At 59.1% G+C, this 16,152-nt stretch carries 16 protein-coding genes; 2 read left to right on the forward strand and 14 right to left on the reverse strand.

Annotated features, from left to right (window positions below):
• Positions 1-31: 31 nt before the first annotated feature.
• From GIW69_RS05580 to GIW69_RS05615, 8 genes are all read right to left on the reverse strand, one after another.
• Positions 32-286 carry a YkgJ family cysteine cluster protein gene (locus GIW69_RS05580; RefSeq protein WP_236481135.1) on the reverse strand — a complete coding sequence of 85 codons (255 nt, stop codon included), beginning with the start codon at positions 284-286 and terminating at the stop codon, positions 32-34.
• 162 nt (positions 287-448) lie between these two features.
• Positions 449-922: a translation initiation factor 2 gene (locus GIW69_RS05585; protein WP_236481136.1), complete on the reverse strand. Its 474-nt coding sequence runs from the start codon at positions 920-922 to the stop codon at positions 449-451.
• 77 nt (positions 923-999) lie between these two features.
• Positions 1,000-2,439, reverse strand: coding sequence for an aminotransferase-like domain-containing protein (locus tag GIW69_RS05590; protein ID WP_236481137.1), 1,440 nt, complete (start codon positions 2,437-2,439; stop codon positions 1,000-1,002).
• A gap of 288 nt (positions 2,440-2,727) precedes the next feature.
• Complete coding sequence (locus GIW69_RS05595; RefSeq protein WP_236481138.1) at positions 2,728-3,540, reverse strand: OmpA family protein; 813 nt, start codon at positions 3,538-3,540, stop codon at positions 2,728-2,730.
• Positions 3,537-3,893: a DUF4398 domain-containing protein gene (locus GIW69_RS05600; RefSeq protein ID WP_236481139.1), complete on the reverse strand. Its 357-nt coding sequence runs from the start codon at positions 3,891-3,893 to the stop codon at positions 3,537-3,539. Before GIW69_RS05600 ends, GIW69_RS05595 begins: the two co-directional genes overlap by 4 nt.
• 9 nt (positions 3,894-3,902) lie before the next feature.
• Entirely contained in the window at positions 3,903-4,730 is an 828-nt protein-coding gene (locus GIW69_RS05605; protein ID WP_236481140.1) for a transporter substrate-binding domain-containing protein, read from the reverse strand.
• Positions 4,731-4,809: 79 nt separating this feature from the next.
• Positions 4,810-5,739, reverse strand: a complete 930-nt coding sequence (locus GIW69_RS05610) for an FAD-binding protein (RefSeq protein WP_236481141.1) — start codon at positions 5,737-5,739, stop codon at positions 4,810-4,812.
• 2 nt (positions 5,740-5,741) lie between these two features.
• Complete coding sequence (locus GIW69_RS05615) at positions 5,742-6,491, reverse strand: electron transfer flavoprotein subunit beta/FixA family protein (RefSeq protein WP_236481142.1); 750 nt, start codon at positions 6,489-6,491, stop codon at positions 5,742-5,744.
• 546 nt (positions 6,492-7,037) lie between these two features.
• On the opposite strand from GIW69_RS05615, the gene GIW69_RS05620 reads away from it, so the two are divergent.
• Entirely contained in the window at positions 7,038-8,702 is a 1,665-nt protein-coding gene (locus GIW69_RS05620; protein WP_236481143.1) for an electron transfer flavoprotein-ubiquinone oxidoreductase, read from the forward strand.
• Positions 8,703-8,780: 78 nt separating this feature from the next.
• Here the strand turns inward: GIW69_RS05620 and GIW69_RS05625 are convergent, their stop codons facing one another.
• Positions 8,781-9,671, reverse strand: coding sequence for an AraC family transcriptional regulator (locus GIW69_RS05625; protein WP_236481144.1), 891 nt, complete (start codon positions 9,669-9,671; stop codon positions 8,781-8,783).
• A gap of 192 nt (positions 9,672-9,863) precedes the next feature.
• Here GIW69_RS05625 and GIW69_RS05630 point away from each other — a divergent pair, with 192 nt between their 5' ends.
• A complete protein-coding gene (locus GIW69_RS05630; RefSeq protein ID WP_236481145.1) occupies positions 9,864-10,916 on the forward strand; it encodes an NAD(P)-dependent alcohol dehydrogenase in 1,053 nt (350 codons plus the stop codon).
• On the opposite strand, the gene GIW69_RS05635 is transcribed toward GIW69_RS05630, so the two are convergent.
• From GIW69_RS05635 to GIW69_RS05655, 5 genes are all read right to left on the reverse strand, one after another.
• A complete protein-coding gene (locus tag GIW69_RS05635) occupies positions 10,913-11,716 on the reverse strand; it encodes an IclR family transcriptional regulator (RefSeq protein WP_236481146.1) in 804 nt (267 codons plus the stop codon). The genes GIW69_RS05630 and GIW69_RS05635 overlap by 4 nt on opposite strands.
• Before the next feature lie 60 nt (positions 11,717-11,776).
• A complete protein-coding gene (locus tag GIW69_RS05640; protein WP_236481147.1) occupies positions 11,777-13,087 on the reverse strand; it encodes an MFS transporter in 1,311 nt (436 codons plus the stop codon).
• Between the two features lie 163 nt (positions 13,088-13,250).
• Positions 13,251-14,399, reverse strand: a complete 1,149-nt coding sequence (dgoD, locus tag GIW69_RS05645; RefSeq protein WP_236481148.1) for a galactonate dehydratase — start codon at positions 14,397-14,399, stop codon at positions 13,251-13,253.
• A gap of 47 nt (positions 14,400-14,446) precedes the next feature.
• Complete coding sequence (locus GIW69_RS05650) at positions 14,447-15,067, reverse strand: 2-dehydro-3-deoxy-6-phosphogalactonate aldolase (protein ID WP_236481149.1); 621 nt, start codon at positions 15,065-15,067, stop codon at positions 14,447-14,449.
• Between the two features lie 19 nt (positions 15,068-15,086).
• Positions 15,087-16,076 (reverse strand): 2-dehydro-3-deoxygalactonokinase, encoded by a 990-nt coding sequence (locus GIW69_RS05655; protein WP_236481150.1) that lies wholly within the window; start codon positions 16,074-16,076, stop codon positions 15,087-15,089.
• Between the last annotated feature and the right edge of the window lie 76 nt (positions 16,077-16,152).

The following is a 16,152-nucleotide window of genomic DNA, read 5'->3' on the forward strand; positions in this document are numbered from 1 at the left end:
CCTTATTGTTGAAGTTCCGTCTTATGACACATCACGCCGCCGTCATCTGCTCCCACCAGCCGATCAGCCTGATCGCTTCTTCGCTGCTGTCGCCACAGACTTCGATATCGGCATCGAACGCCGAACAGACGGCGGGACGCTCCGACTGACCAAAGATGTTGCACAGGTTTTCGACAGACAGCTGCACGCAACGTTCTCCGGCAGGTTTGCCCTGCGGCATACCGGGAATCGGCGAACTGATGGAAGGGGCTATGCAGCAGGCGCCACAGCCTTCACGGCATTTCATGACGACAAGCTCCTCACGACGGGGAATGTGTTAAAGGGACGCGGGACAGAGTACCCGCTAAAACGGTTGTTTCAAATTACTTCAACGGAGCTTTTGCGCAGAAACGCGCGTGACCGAGCAGTCTCCGACGAAGCGTCTGGTGTGTGGGTTACTGAACGGTGACTAATTCTTGAATTCGAAATCCAGCGCCGCGCCTTCAACATCCCGGCGTTCGTCATTGCGCAGTTGCAACTGCATTTCGTTGCTGAGCAGGCGGCCGTTGAGTTGGAAGCCGCTGTTCTTCTCGCCAAACATTTGCGGGAGGATCGGATCACGTTTGGGCAATGGTACGGTGCCTTCAGGCTTCAACTCCTGAACCATGCTCTTCGGCAAACTCAAATCAAGTCTGGCGGGAGGCAGCGGCTTCTTCACCAGCTCTTTCGCCGACTTGGATTTGGAGGCAATCGGCGAACGTTTCTTGACCGGCGTGGCTTTCTTCGGTGGAGGTTTCTTCACAGCCACAGCTTTGGTGCTCGTTACTGTTTTTTTCTCGGTCGCGGCCGGTTTTTCCTGCACGGACGCCGCCATGAGCGACGGTACCTCGCCGATCATCAGCAAGCACAGCAAAACCCGGGCAGTGAGAAAAGTCGCTTTCATAAACCTGTGGCACTAACGGCAGAGGGCCATATGCTCACCTGTTGATCGTGATCTGACAAGCTCAAGCCCTCCGTGACTTAAAAACCGCCGGCCATCTCCTGGCAGAGTTGAGTAGCCAGCATGCCCAGCGTCATCAATGCCCGCTCCGCCTCGCGGTTCCACGGGATTCCACAATTGAGACGGATGCAGTGATTGAATTGTTCCGTATTACTGAAGATCAGTCCGGGCGCGATGCTGATGCCTTGCTGCAAGGCGCGAACATGCAACTCTTGGGTGTTCACCCGCCCCGGTAAACTCACCCACAAAATGAATCCGCCGGTGGGCCGGGTCATCTGTGTGCCCTCGGGAAAATGCTGCTGCACCGCCAATTGAAAGGCGCTGAGGTTTTTCCGGTATTCCTGACGGATGTAACGCAGATGCCGGTCGTAGCCACCGTTTTCCAGATACGCCGCAATGGCCATTTGCGTGACGCTGCACGCTGAGTGCGTGGTGAATGTCTGCAGACGCTGGATTTCCTGCTGGAACTTGCCGGCAATCATCCAGCCGATACGCACACCCGGGGATAAGGTTTTGGAAAAGCTTGAGCAATAAATCACTCGATCCAGCCGGTCGTAAGCCTTGAGTGCTTTGGTACGGCCCTGCTCGAACATCAGTTCGCCGTAGATATCGTCTTCGATGACCTGGATATCGAAATCCGACGCCAGACGCAGCAACTGTTTCTGACGTTCCTCCGGCATGGTGCCGCCCAATGGATTGCTCAAGCGCGTAGTCAGCACCAGCGCTTTGATCGACCACTGGTTGGCCGCCAGTTGTAAGGCTTCCAGGCTCATGCCGGTGGACGGATCGCTAGGGATCTCGATGACTTTCAGGCCCAGCAGATCGGCCAGTTGCAGCAAGCCGTAATAGGTTGGCGATTCGGCAGCGATCAGGTCGCCCGGACGGGTCAGTACGCGCAGTGACATCTGCAAGGCATCGACGCAGCCGTGAGTAATCACCACTTCCGAAGGATCGACTACGACCCCGGCATCGCGCATGCGGATTGCGACTTGTCGGCGCAATGGCTCAAAGCCGGGGCTGAACATGTAACTGAATGCGCGGGGACTGTGGAAACGCGTGACCTTGGCCAGTTGTTGATGCAATGCGCGCACCGGCAAATACTCAACACTTGGCACAGCGGCGCCCAACGGGAAAACACCTTCGCGGCGTGATTCGGTCAGCACTTGTTGAATGATGCTGCTGCGCGTGACCAGGCCCGGACGCTCGACCCGGGCGATGTCCGGTGTCGGCGCGGTCAGCGCAGGCGTCTGGTGGACGTAATAGCCGGACTGCGGTCGAGCACGGATGAGGCCTTGATCTTCAAGGTTGGCGTACGCCTGTAACACGGTGGCATGGCTGACATTGAGCTGCGAGCTCATCTTGCGCACCGATGGCACGCGTTCTCCCGGCTGATAAACGCCACGGCGAATGTCTTCGGCCAGCTGTTGAGCAATACGTTGGTAGAGCAAGAGATTGGTCATGACGCAGCACTCGATTTAACGGGCATTTTATTCTTGTGGTGAACAATACCGGAACAGTTTGCAAGTGTACTGGGACAGTTGCCAGGTTAGTCAACCATACAGTGCAGTGTCAGGCAAAACTGTATGGTTTTCCGAAGTAATCGACAGGCGTAAAAAAACCCGGAATTCCGGGCTATTGAACGGTAGAAACTGTCGAGTGAATCGAGGCTGCGATCTGTTGATCTTGTTTTTTGAATCTCAAAAACAGGATCAACAGATCGCAGCCTTCGCCAGCTCCTGCAAAAGTGTTCAGCGGGCGGCGCCGAGCTGGCCTTTTTCGTCGGAGAAGACGATTTCGACGCGGCGGTTCTGCGCACGTCCGCGCTCGGACGCGTTGGCATCCACCGGGTAGCCGTCGCCGTAGCCTTCGACCTTGATGCGTTTGTCGTCAATGCCCAGATCCATCAGCACGTTAGCCACCGCTTGCGCACGGTCGCGGGACAGTTTGAGGTTTTCCTGTTTGCCGCCGGTACTGTCGGTATAGCCTTCAATGCGCACGACGCGTTTCGGATTGAGCTGCAGGAACTGGACAATCTTCAGCAAGACACGGTTGGCCGAGTTTTTCAGCTCCGCTTCGCCGGTGTCGAACAGCACGTCGCCGAGGGTCATCACCAAACCACGGTCGGTCTGGGTCGTCGCCAGCGCGACGATCTGTTCTTCAAGCCACTTGCCTTGCTGCTGCACGCTTTGCAACTTCGATTCACGCAAGGCCAGTTGCAGACGCTGACGTTCCAGTTCGAGCTTGGCGGCGCGCTCTTCGTTAAGCACTTGATCGGTGTGCTGCCGCGCAATCTCGCTGTAGCGCTGGCTCAGGTAGGCGTAATGCACCACATCCGAACCACTGCCCCAATAGGTGGACAAGCGGTCGGCCCGAGCCAGGGATTCACCGGCGCGGATCACATCCTTGGGCGCGATTCGCAACACGTTGGAGTCTTCCTTGACCTTCTGGAAGTCATTACCGGCCTGCTGCAATGCGGCTTCGCTGTGTTGACCGGCGCAGCCGTAGAGACTTGCGCAACCGGCGAGGATCAAAGCGCCGAGGACTTTAGACTTGAGGCTCATTGGGCATCCCTCAATTGCTTGCGCAGGCGGGTAATGCGGGTGTTGAGCACGTTCAGCTGTTCCTCGCTCTTTTGCGTCAGCACTTTGGCTTCCGCCAGGCGCGCATCCAGTTCGGCCTGCTCGGAGCGCATCCGCGCATTGCGAAACGACTGGTCAGCCATGTTGCCCTTGGCGCGATTGAACTTGTCTTCCGCCAGTTTCATTTCCGGCACTTCGTCGGCAGTGGCGCCCACGGCTTTGGCCTGTTCGAGTGCCTGTTCGGTCAAACGCATTTGTTCATTCGGTGCCGGATCGCTGGCGCAACCGGCCAGGGCCAGAACGGCCAGGGCCGCGAAAAAAGGTCGAATACTCACTAAGAATCCCTACTGTTTTGGGGCACTGGCAGGTTGCTGCTGTTGCTGTGTTTTCCAACGCTCGATGTTGCGTTGCAGCGCGGCTTCCGCCAGTCCGGACGCGGGCAATTCTGTCATCTTTTTAGCCAGCTGTCCGCGCAACCACGGATCGTTGCAGGCCGAGTCATGGGAAACCGCGAGGTATAGACCGGGTCGGTCGATCGGTTGTTCAAATGCCAGCAAGTCGTTGGCCATACCCAATGCCTGCGCGGCCGCCATGCCTGAATAGCGACCGGCGAGTACGTATTCCACTTCGCCCAAGAGCAATTTCTGAAAGGCCTGGGTGAGGTTTGCTGTCCGCGTCAGGGACAATTGCTGTTCGGCAAAAGTGCCGAATGCCTGGGTCATTCGAGACTTTTCCGACACGGCACCCGGGTGACCGTGCAGATCGTTCGCCTCGCTGTAGACCAATGTCGAGCCCTTGCGCGTCCACACGAGGTAATCGTTTTCCAGCAGCGCCGGATGGATATAGTCGAGGGTTTCCAGCTCATTGAGGGTCAGCGACGCATCGGCCAGCATGTCCATGCGCCCGCTGCGTACCTCGTCCATCGCTTGCGAGCGTTTGCCGGCGTAGAGCATGTCGACCTTGATGCCGAGCTCTTTGGCCACTTGCTGCAACAGATCGGCACTGGCGCCAATCAGGCGATTTGGATTTTGTGGATCCTGCCAGAGGTACGGCGGTGCATCCGGGCTGCCGGTGACCACCAGCCGCTCGCACTTGCCGGCCGCCATGGAAAGTCCAGGCGACAGAACAGAAACCAGCAATACGATGCAGCCCAATCGGCGGCGCAGATCCATGGCGAAACGCTCCCACTCAAATCCCAAACAAAAAAAGCCCGACCAACAGGCCGGGCTCTTTATAAGTGAAGCGGCTGGATTAGACCAGCTTCTCCAACTCAGGGATTGCTTCGAACAGATCCGCCACCAGACCGTAATCGGCCACTTGGAAGATCGGCGCTTCTTCGTCCTTGTTGATCGCCACGATCACTTTGGAGTCTTTCATGCCGGCCAGGTGCTGGATCGCGCCGGAGATACCGACCGCGATGTACAGCTGTGGCGCGACGATCTTGCCGGTCTGACCGACCTGCATGTCGTTCGGCACGAAACCTGCGTCGACCGCAGCGCGGGAAGCACCGACGGCAGCGCCCAGCTTGTCGGCCAGGGCATACAGGTGTTTGAAGTTGTCACCGTTCTGCATGCCGCGACCGCCGGAAACGACGATTTTGGCAGCGGTCAGTTCAGGACGGTCGGACTTGGCCAGTTCTTCGTTAACAAAGCTGGACGTGCCGGCATCGTGAGCAGCCGCGACGGCTTCAACAGCAGCCGAACCACCTTCAGCGGCAACCGGGTCGAAACCGGTGGCGCGGACAGTGATGACCTTCACAGCGGCGGTCGATTGCACGGTGGCGATCGCGTTACCGGCGTAGATCGGACGGGTGAAGGTATCAGCGCTGACTACCGAGATGATCTCGGAGATCTGGTCGACATCCAGTGCAGCGGCAACGCGCGGCAGGATGTTTTTGCCGTTGGAGGTGGCGGCAGCCAGGATGTGGCTGTAACCGGCGCCAAGCTCCGCAACCAGTGGAGCAACGTTTTCCGGCAGCTGATGCGCGTAAGCGGCATTGTCAGCGTTCAGGACTTTGCTCACGCCTGCGATTTTCGCAGCGGCTTCGGCCACGGCGCCAGCGCCTTGGCCAGCAACCAGCACATGAATGTCGCCGCCGATTTTGGCAGCGGCAGCCACAGTGTTCAGCGTGGCCGGGGCCAGCACTTTGTTGTCGTGTTCGGCGATTACCAAGATAGTCATGATTAGATTACCTTCGCTTCGTTTTTCAGTTTCTCGACCAGTTCAGCCACCGACTTGACCTTGATGCCTGCGCTGCGTGCAGCCGGCGCTTCGACTTTCAGGGTCTTGTTGGTAGAGGCGGTGGAAACGCCCAAAGCGTCCGGAGTCAGCACTTCGAGAGGCTTCTTCTTGGCTTTCATGATGTTTGGCAGGGACGCGTAGCGCGGCTCGTTCAAACGCAGGTCGGTAGTGACGATGGCCGGCAGTTTCAGGGAAACCGTCTGCGCGCCGCCGTCGATTTCGCGGGTCACGGCAACGGTGTCGCCAGACACTTCGACTTTCGAAGCGAAGGTGCCCTGACCGTAGCCGCTCAGTGCAGCGAGCATCTGGCCGGTCTGGTTGTTGTCGCTGTCGATGGCCTGTTTGCCGAGGATCACCAGCTGAGGCTGTTCCTTGTCGACCACAGCCTTGAGCAGCTTGGCCACGGCCAGCGACGTCAGGTCTTCAGCGGACTCGACGAGGATGGCACGGTCGGCGCCCAGAGCCAGCGCAGTGCGCAATTGCTCTTGAGCGGTGGTCGGGCCGATGGAGACGACGACGATTTCAGTCGCAACGCCCTTCTCTTTCAGGCGTACGGCTTCTTCCACGGCGATTTCGCAGAACGGGTTCATCGACATCTTGACGTTGGCAAGGTCGACGCCGGAATTGTCCGCCTTGACGCGGACCTTGACGTTGTAGTCCACAACGCGTTTGACAGCTACAAGAACCTTCATGGATTCCTCGTTACTCTCCGGTGAAAAGAAAGTCGCCCAGGCGAACCTGGCGATTGATGCTCATCGGGCACAAGGGCACCTCTAAAAACGCCGGCATGTGTACGAGGTGACTCACGTCGCCAAGAAGATGACCGTTCGTCAGTGGTGACCGATCAGTCATTCATCTTCACGCTGTGTAAACTGCGCGCCAAACCTGCGCTGCGCATCACCTTGTACCGCCTACGCCCTGTCTTTAGAGGTGCTCTTGAAACCACCAGTCAGCCTACGGCGAGCGCAAAACCGCCCGTATCTTGACCGGAACGCCTATTCCGGTCAATACGGCAAAATGGCCAGTCATAAGCCGCGCTTCTTTGATTTATCTGGGCTGGAGCCGATTCAAACAAACGTTTGTATTGGACGCTCAGAGTGGTGTAGATATAATGCGCCGCCTAGAGAGAAAGGTGGGTTATCCATTATTCTTGCTTTACGTTAACGTAAAGCTCAAATGGATGCGACATCGAACCTCCAATTAGAAAAAAACTGTGAGCCTTGAGTAGGAGATAGCCTGTGGAACGCGAATACATGGAATTCGACGTGGTCATCGTCGGTGCCGGCCCCGCTGGCCTGTCTGCCGCCTGCCGCCTGAAGCAGAAGGCCGCCGAAGCCGGTAAGGAAATCAGCGTCTGCGTGGTCGAAAAAGGCTCCGAAGTCGGCGCACACATCCTATCCGGTGCCGTATTCGAGCCACGGGCCCTGAACGAATTGTTCCCGGACTGGAAAGAACTCGGCGCCCCGCTGAACACCCCGGTCAAGCGCGATGACATTTTCGTGCTGAAAAACGCCGAGAGCGCGCAAAAAATTCCTGACTTCTTTGTGCCGAAGACCATGCACAACGAAGGCAATTACATTATTTCCCTCGGGAACCTGTGCCGCTGGCTTGCCCAGCAGGCCGAGAACCTGGGCGTGGAAATCTATCCGGGCTTCGCCGCCCAGGAAGCGCTGTTCGATGAGAATGGCGTGGTTCGCGGGATCATCACCGGCGACCTCGGTGTCGACCGCGAAGGCCAGCCTAAAGAAGGCCTGTACACCCCGGGTATGGAACTGCGTGCCAAGTACACGTTGTTCGCCGAAGGTTGCCGTGGCCACATCGGCAAGCAACTGATCAAGCGCTTTAACCTCGACAGCGATGCCGACGCCCAGCACTACGGCATCGGCCTGAAGGAAATCTGGGAAATCGACCCGGCCAAGCATCAGCCAGGCCTGGTGGTACACACCGCTGGCTGGCCGCTGGACATCATGGGCACCGAGAACACGGGCGGCTCGTTCCTCTATCACCTGGAAAACAACCAGGTGGTGGTGGGTCTGATCGTTGATCTGTCCTACAGCAACACCTTCCTGTCACCATTCGACGAGTTCCAGCGCCTCAAGCATCACCCGGTGCTGGCTCAATACCTGGAAGGCGGCAAGCGCATCAGTTATGGCGCTCGTGCCATCGCAAAGGGCGGCCTGAACTCGCTGCCGAAAATGGTCTTCAAGGGCGGCGCGCTGATCGGTTGCGATCTCGGCACATTGAACTTCGCCAAGATCAAAGGCAGCCACACCGCGATGAAGTCCGGCATGCTCGCCGCTGAATCGGTGGCCGAGGCGCTGTTCGCCGAGAAGGATGGCACTGAAGAGCTGACCACTTACGTCGACGCGTTCAAGAAGAGCTGGCTGCACGACGAACTGTTCACAAGCCGCAACTTCGGTGCGGCGATTCACAAATACGGTGCCATCGTCGGCGGTGGTTTCAATTGGCTGGATCAGAACATCTTCGGCGGCAAACTGCCGTTCACATTGCGTGACACCAAGCCGGATTATGCTTGCCTCAAGCTCGCGGCCGACTGCAAGAAGATCGACTACCCGAAACCCGACGGCAAGCTCAGCTTCGACAAGCTCAGCTCGGTGTTCATCTCCGGCACCAACCACGAAGAAGAACAGCCGTGCCACTTGAAGCTGACCGATCCAAGCATTCCGATCAGCAAGAACCTGCCTTTGTACGATGAGCCTGCCCAGCGTTACTGCCCGGCCGGCGTGTATGAAGTGGTCACTAAAGAAGACGGCGAGAAACGTTTCCAGATCAATGCCCAGAACTGCGTGCACTGCAAGACCTGCGACATCAAGGATCCTGCGCAGAACATCACCTGGGTGGCACCGGAAGGCGCTGGCGGGCCGACTTACCCGAACATGTAAGTCGATCTGCTGAACAACAAGGCTCCCGAATCGGGGGCCTTTTTGTTGCCTAAAATCCCTCCAACACCACAAAAACCCTCAGGCAGCGCGTTCATCGCCCGGACTGCGCTCGAAGTAGCGCTTGTACTCGCGACTGAACTGCGACGTGCTCTGATACCCGACCCGATGCGCGACCTGCGCCACGCCAAGCCCTTCGGCGACCAGCAGCGTCTGCGCTTTCAACAAGCGCAGACGCTTCAAATACTGCACCGGCGACAACAACGTGCTGCGCTTGAAGTGCTCATGAAACGTCGAAAGGCTCATGTTCGCGCAACCGGCCAGAGTTTCGACGTTTAACGGCTCGGTGTAATGCGCATGCAAGTGGCTGATCGACGCCGCCACCCGCGCAAAATGCCCTTGCTGCTCGACCAGTGCCCGCAGCACATCCGCTTGCGGCCCGCGCAGGACAACGAACAATAACTCGCGCACCCGCGCCGGCCCGAGAATCTGACATTCCAGCGGATCGTGCAGACAGCGCAGCAGCCGCTCGACACAGCCACGCATGTCATCGTCGAGCACGACCGAGGTCATCGACTCCGGTGTCTGCGCCGGAATATTCCGCCCCGGCGCCAACCCCATGGCCAACACCAACTCACCGAGCAGGATCCGGTCGAGGGCAATGGTCACGCCGAGCAACGGCGCATTTGGCAAGGCATAGGTTTCACATTCAAAAGGCACCGGCAGCGCCTGAATCAAGTAATGCCCCGCGCCATATTCCAGGGTGCGCGGCCCGAGAAACGCCAGTTTGCTGCCTTGGGCGATGATCATCAGGCTCGGTTCATAAATGTGCGGGCCACGAGCGACATCGCAACTGGCGCGCAGAACCTGCACGCCGGGCAACCCGGTCTGGGTGTAACCGTCGCGGGCCGTCAGCGGCTCGATCAGCGAAACCAGCGTGGCGTTGGCATCAAGATGGCGGGTCAGCAGCATTGGAAACTCTTCAGCAAAAAAATCACGAAATAACGCAGGCAAGCATCATCGCAGATCTGTTTGCCAATGCGACCGATCAAACCCGCATGACGGAGGATTAGGCATGACACCCGGAGGAATCGTCATGGCCGGACAACGAGGTGGCGCCCAAAATGCGCCGCCTCACTTGTCATTGTTTTGCGAGGTTCCCCCATGTACACCGCCATCGGTTATGCCGCCCAATCGGCCTCCACGCCCCTCGCCCCGATGAAATTCGAACGCCGCAGCCCACGGGCTGACGACGTCGCCATCGAGATTCTCTACTGCGGCGTCTGCCACTCCGACATTCACCAGGCCCGCAATGAATGGGGCATCGCCGTTTACCCACTGATGCCGGGCCATGAGATCGTCGGAAAAGTCACCGCCATCGGTGCGAATGTCACCCAGCACAAAATCGGCGATCTGGTCGGCGTCGGTTGCATGGTCGACTCCTGCCGCAGCTGCGAAGCCTGCCGGGCGAACCTTGAGCAATATTGCCTCGAAGGTCCGACCATGACCTATGCCACGCCGGATCGGGTAGACGGCAGCAACACCATGGGCGGTTATTCCGACAGCATCGTGGTCAGCGAGCACTTTGTCGTGCGCATTCCGGAAAAACTTGCACTGGCCAGCGCCGCGCCGATCCTCTGCGCCGGCATCACCACCTATTCGCCGCTCAAGCATTACGGCGTCAAGGCCGGTGACAAGGTCGGGATTCTCGGCATGGGCGGTCTGGGCCACATGGGCATCAAGTTCGCCAAGGCCATGGGCGCAGAAGTGACACTGTTCACCCGCTCGGCGAGCAAGGCCGAGGAAGGTCGTCGCCAAGGTGCCGATCATGTGATCGTTTCCACTGACGAGGAGCAGATGAAGGCGGCAGCAGGTCACTTCGACTTCCTGCTAGACACCATTCCGGTACAGCACGACCTCAACCCGTACCTCGACACTTTGCGCTTTGACGGCGTGCACATTCTGGTGGGTCTGATCGAACCGATTGATCCACCGGTGCACGCGGCGAAACTGGTTTTGGGTCGTCGCGTGCTTGCCGGTTCGCTGATCGGCGGCATTGCTGAAACCCAGGAAGTGCTGGATTTCTGCGCTGAGCACAACATCACCTGCGACATCGAAATGCTCGACATCCGCCAGATCAACGAGGCCTACGCCCGGATGATCGCCGGTGATGTGAAGTACCGCTTCGTCATCGACATGGCAACGCTGAAGGTTTAACCCTTCAGCCCGAGTTCCGCTGAAAGCCGCGCTGTGACCCCTTTGATCAGGGGGATCAGCTCGGCCATTTTTTCCAGCGGCATGTACGGCACCGTGCTCGCGATGCTGATGGCCGCGACGATGCGCTTGCTCGCATCGCGGATCGGCGCCGCCACGCAGCGGATCGACGGCTCGTTGTCTTCCAGATCGAACGCGTATCCGCCGGCGACATACTCGGTCATCCGTTGTTCGAGCTGCTCCCAGGACTGCTGCGGATGCTGCGGCCAGAACTGACTTTTCCCACCCGCCGGCAGGCTGATGTCGTACAGACGCTGCCAATCCTGCGGCGTGTCATCCAGCATCAACGCCTTGCCGATCCCGGTGCGCGCCAATGGCATGCGATGGCCGACCCGCGAGCGCATTTCCGGGCCGTTACGCCCCGGATTCTTCAGCAGATACAGCACTTCGTCGCCTTCACGAATCCCTAAGTGAACGGTGTCGCCGGTCAGCGCCGACAACTCGTCCAGGTACGATCCCGCCAGCGTCACCAGCGGCAACTCTTCCCGGGCCTGAAAGCCCAGTTCGATCAACTTCGGCCCCAGCAGATAACCGATTTGCGGCACGACACGCAGGTAACGCTCATCCACCAGACAACTGGCCAGGCGATGAGTCGTGCTGCGCGTGGTGCCGATCAGTCGGGCGATTTCCTTGAGGTCGCGAGCGCCACTGGCGACGGCCTGCACCACCCCCAGCCCGCGAAGCAGGGTCTGGGTGCCGGTGGGCGCGGCGTCCTTGGTGGTCTTTGGGGCGTCTTCCTGCATATCCAGCCTTTACCGTTGAGCGTGAGAACGGGCGGCATTATGGTCGCCCGACCGGGACGACTACAACTCGATGCGCTCGACCTTGCCCACCAGCAGCACGTAGGACAACGCACCGATCAATGCCAGCACCGCGATGTAGGTAATCGCCGGCGCGAACGAATCGCCACTGGCCAGAAAGCCAATCACAATCGGCGTGGCAATCGCCGACAGGTTACCGATGAAGTTGAACACCCCGCCGGTCAACCCGAGCAGCCGCGCCGGAGCCAATGTCGATACCAGCGACCAGGTGATCGACGCCAGTCCATTGCCAAAAAACGCCAGCGCCAGGAAGGCAATCACCAACGGCGTTGACTCAACAAAGTTGGCGCCGATGATCGAGGTGGAAATCAACAATCCGCCAATGATTGGCAACTTGCGCGCAAAGCCTACGGTGTAACCGCGACGGATCAGGAAGTCGGAAAAGAACCCCGAGCACAACACGCCGACGAACGCGGCAAGAAACGGCAGCGATGCCAACAAGCCGGACTTGATGAAGTCCATGCCGCGATATTTCACCAGGTAAGTCGGGAACCACGTCAGGAAAAACCACAACGTCGAATTCAAGCAAAACTGACCGAGGTAAATGCCCCAGAGCTTGCGCTTGGTCAGCACGATGCCGAGATCCGTCCAGCTGAACTTGGCTTTGGCCTTGGCGCTGTCTTCCTGAATGTCTACCAGCCCGCCGCCTTCGCGGATCAGCTCGATTTCTTCGGCGTTGGCGCCTTTGAAATCCTTCGGTTCGCGATACACCGCGTACCAGATGAACGCCCAGAGGATGCCCACTGCACCGGTCGCGACAAACACCATGTGCCAGCCGAACGCATGTTGCAGCCAAGCCAATACCGGGGTCAGAAACGCCAGCCCGACGAATTGCCCGGAAGTGTAAAAACCGATTGCCGTGGCGCGCTCACGCTCGGGGAACCAGGTGGTGACCACGCGGCTGTTGATCGGATACGCCGGCGCTTCCAGTGCACCGACCGCCATGCGCAGCACGAACAGCGCGATGAAACTGGCGGCGAAACCGAGCATCACCGTGGCGATCGACCACAGCAGCAAAGCGACGCTATAAAGGATGCGCGGCGGCACCCGATCCACCAGCCAGCCGCCGGGAATCTGCATGGCGGCATAGGTCCAGCCGAACGCGGAGAAAATCAGACCGACGTGAACCGGGTCGATACCCAGTTCGCTGGTCAGCGCCGGGGCGGCAATCGACAGGTTGCTGCGGTCGAGATAATTGATGACCACGGTGATGAACAACAACACCATGATGAAAAACCGCTTGCGGCTGGGCGTCACCAAGGACGCCTGCCCAGTGAGGGTTTGCGGTTGCATGGGGAGTGCCTCTTTTTGTGTTTATTGAGGTCGTTCTAGAACTTGATCGTTCCCTGTGGGAGCTGGCTTGCCAGCGATAGCGGAGTGTCAGCTACATCAGTGCTGGATGTGCTGCCCTCATCGCTGACCAGCCAGCTCCCACAGGAATTGGCGAGTCAGTGACTCACCACTCGGCAAAGCTGCCGTCGGCGTGGCGCCAGATCGGGTTGCGCCAGCGATGGCCGACCGCTGCGCGTTCGATCACGTATTCCTCGTTGATCTCGATGCCCAGGCCCGGACCGTTCGGGATTTTCACGAAGCCCTGGTCGTAATCGAACACCTGCGGATCCTTCACGTAGTCGAGCAAATCGTTGCTTTCGTTGTAATGGATACCCAGGCTTTGCTCCTGAATGAACGCGTTGTAGCAGGCCGCATCCAGTTGCAGGCACGCCGCCAGCGCAATCGGCCCCAACGGACAATGCAGCGCCAGCGCCACGTCGTAGGCTTCGGCCATGTTGGCGATTTTGCGTGTTTCGGTGATGCCGCCGGCGTGGGACGCATCCGGCTGGATGATGTCGACATAGCCTTCGCTGAGCACGCGCTTGAAATCCCAACGGGAGAACAGGCGTTCGCCGAGTGCAATCGGCGTGCTGGTCAGCGGCGCCAATTCTTTCAGCGCTTCGTAGTTCTCGCTGAGCACCGGTTCTTCGATGAACATCAATTTGTACGGATCGAGTTCCTTCATCAGCACCTTGGCCATGGGTTTGTGCACCCGGCCATGGAAGTCGACGCCGATGCCGACGTTTGGCCCGACCGCATCGCGCACGGCGGCCACGCTGGCCAGGGCGCGGTCGACCTTCTCGAAGGTATCGAGAAATTGAAGTTCTTCGGTGCCGTTCATTTTCACCGCCGTAAAACCACGGCTGACCGCTTCTTGCGCGGCTCGCGCAGTATCGGCCGGACGGTCGCCACCGATCCACGAATACACGCGGATCTTGTCACGCACCTGGCCACCGAGCAGGTCGCTGACCGACACACCGAGCGCCTTGCCCTTAATGTCCCACAGCGCCTGATCGATGCCGGCCAGCGCACTCATGTGGATCGCGCCGCCACGGTAGAAACCGCCGCGATACAGCACCGTCCAGATGTCTTCGATGTTGCGTGGATCTTTACCGATCAGGTAGTCGGACATTTCTTCAACGGCAGCAGCTACAGTGTGCGCGCGACCTTCGACCACGGGCTCGCCCCAACCGGTCACGCCCTCGTCGGTTTCGACTTTGAGGAAGCACCAGCGCGGCGGCACGATGAAGGTGGTGAGTTTGGTGATTTTCATCTGTTGTCTCTCTTATCTGATGTGGCGCCCGCAGCGCCCAAATAGTCTTAGCGAAGCGCCTTCCAGGCAGCGACATAGGCCTTGGCATTGACCGCCACTTGCTCTGGCGTCATCCCGGGTTTGAACAACCCGGACCCGAGGCCGAAACCTTTCACGCCCGCGTCGATGAACACCTGCATGTTGTCCGGTGTGATGCCGCCGACCGGCGCAAGGATGGTTCCGGCAGGCAGCACGGCGAGCCACGCTTTGACGACCGCCGGGCTCATCTGCTCGGCCGGGAACAGCTTGAGAATGTCCGCCCCGTCGGCCAGTGCCGCGAACGCCTCGGTCGGTGTGGCAACGCCGGGCGACAGGTACAGGCCCGCCGCTTTTGCCGCGCGCAATACCTTGGCATCGCTGTGCGGCATGACGATCACTTGTCCGCCGGCCGCTTTTACTTGCTCAACCTGCTTCGGCGTCAACACCGTGCCCGCACCGATCAGGCAATCGGCCGGCAAGGTGTCACGCAGAATGCGGATACTTTCGTACGGCTCAGGGGAATTGAGCGGCACTTCGATGACGCGAAATCCTTCCGCATACAGGACATTTCCGATAGCAACGGCTTCTTGCGGGCGCAGGCCTCGCAGAATCGCGATCAGACCGTTTTGCGCCAATGCTTGCTTGAGCATGTCAGGCCTCCAGTCAGGGTTAACGGGATGAGGAATCGATCAGTCCGGCGGCCAGCGCCAGTTGCCACAAGCCACGCTCGGTGGCTTGTTCGGCCAGCGTCACCCGGGCGAAACCGCACGCATCGAGGGCTCGGCTGTAGCGCTCGCACAATTGCGTGTTGCCGATGAGGACGATCGAAGGAAGTTGGGGGCTGTTGCGTCGACGCCGCTGCACAGTGGCAAGCGCCGCCAGTTCATGGCCGATCAACAGGCCGGACAGATAATCCGGTTGCGCGGTGCCACTGAGCTCGCCGGTCAGGCCGAGGCTGCGGGCGCTGAACAAGGTTGAGAGCACACCGATTTCGCCGTCCACCGAAAGGGCGGTCTGAACCCCGCGATCAAACGCCGAACCGTCAAACGATTCGCCCTGCTGCTGGGTGCGGCCGAGAATGCTGTGCGCACTGAGCACGGCGAACACTTCGCCGGTCATGAAGGTGTCGAAATGAGTAATGCAGCCGTCGGCCACTTCCACCCATTTCGAATGACTGCCCGGCAGGCCGATCAACAGATCGCCGCCCTCTTCGCCCGGAAGATTTTGCAGCACACCCAGTACTTGGGTTTCTTCGCCGCGCATCACGTTCGGCAGGCGAGAACGCTGAATCACGCCCGGCACGATATGCACGGTGACGCCACGCAGACTGCGGACTGTTTGTAGGGAGTTTCCGAGATTGGCGACGTTTGCCGGCGTGTCACAGTAGGCCGCTTCACGCCAACCCTGGGCGCTGCCGACCATGCCGCATGCGATGACCGGCAGATTCGGCTGTGCATCGAGCCAGTCGCCGCACGCTTCATCGAACGCCAGTTCAAAACCGTCGGCGCATTCGCGACCGTTGATGACTCGCGGCGTTTTCGGCAACTGCATGATCCCGGACGACAGCGAGCGCTGTTCCAGCACCTGGCCGCCTGCAGCGAGTTTGTAAGCACGTAATGAGGTTGTCCCCCAATCGAGCGCGATCAATTGCGCCAGCATCGCTTCACCTGTTTTGTTTTTGGCAGTGAGTGAGCCGGACTATAAACCTGGGCGAGGATAAATCTCAATATATAAA

Origin of the sequence: Pseudomonas syringae, assembly GCF_021605415.1 — a bacterium.
Classification (GTDB): Bacteria; Pseudomonadota; Gammaproteobacteria; order Pseudomonadales; family Pseudomonadaceae; genus Aquipseudomonas; species Aquipseudomonas syringae_S.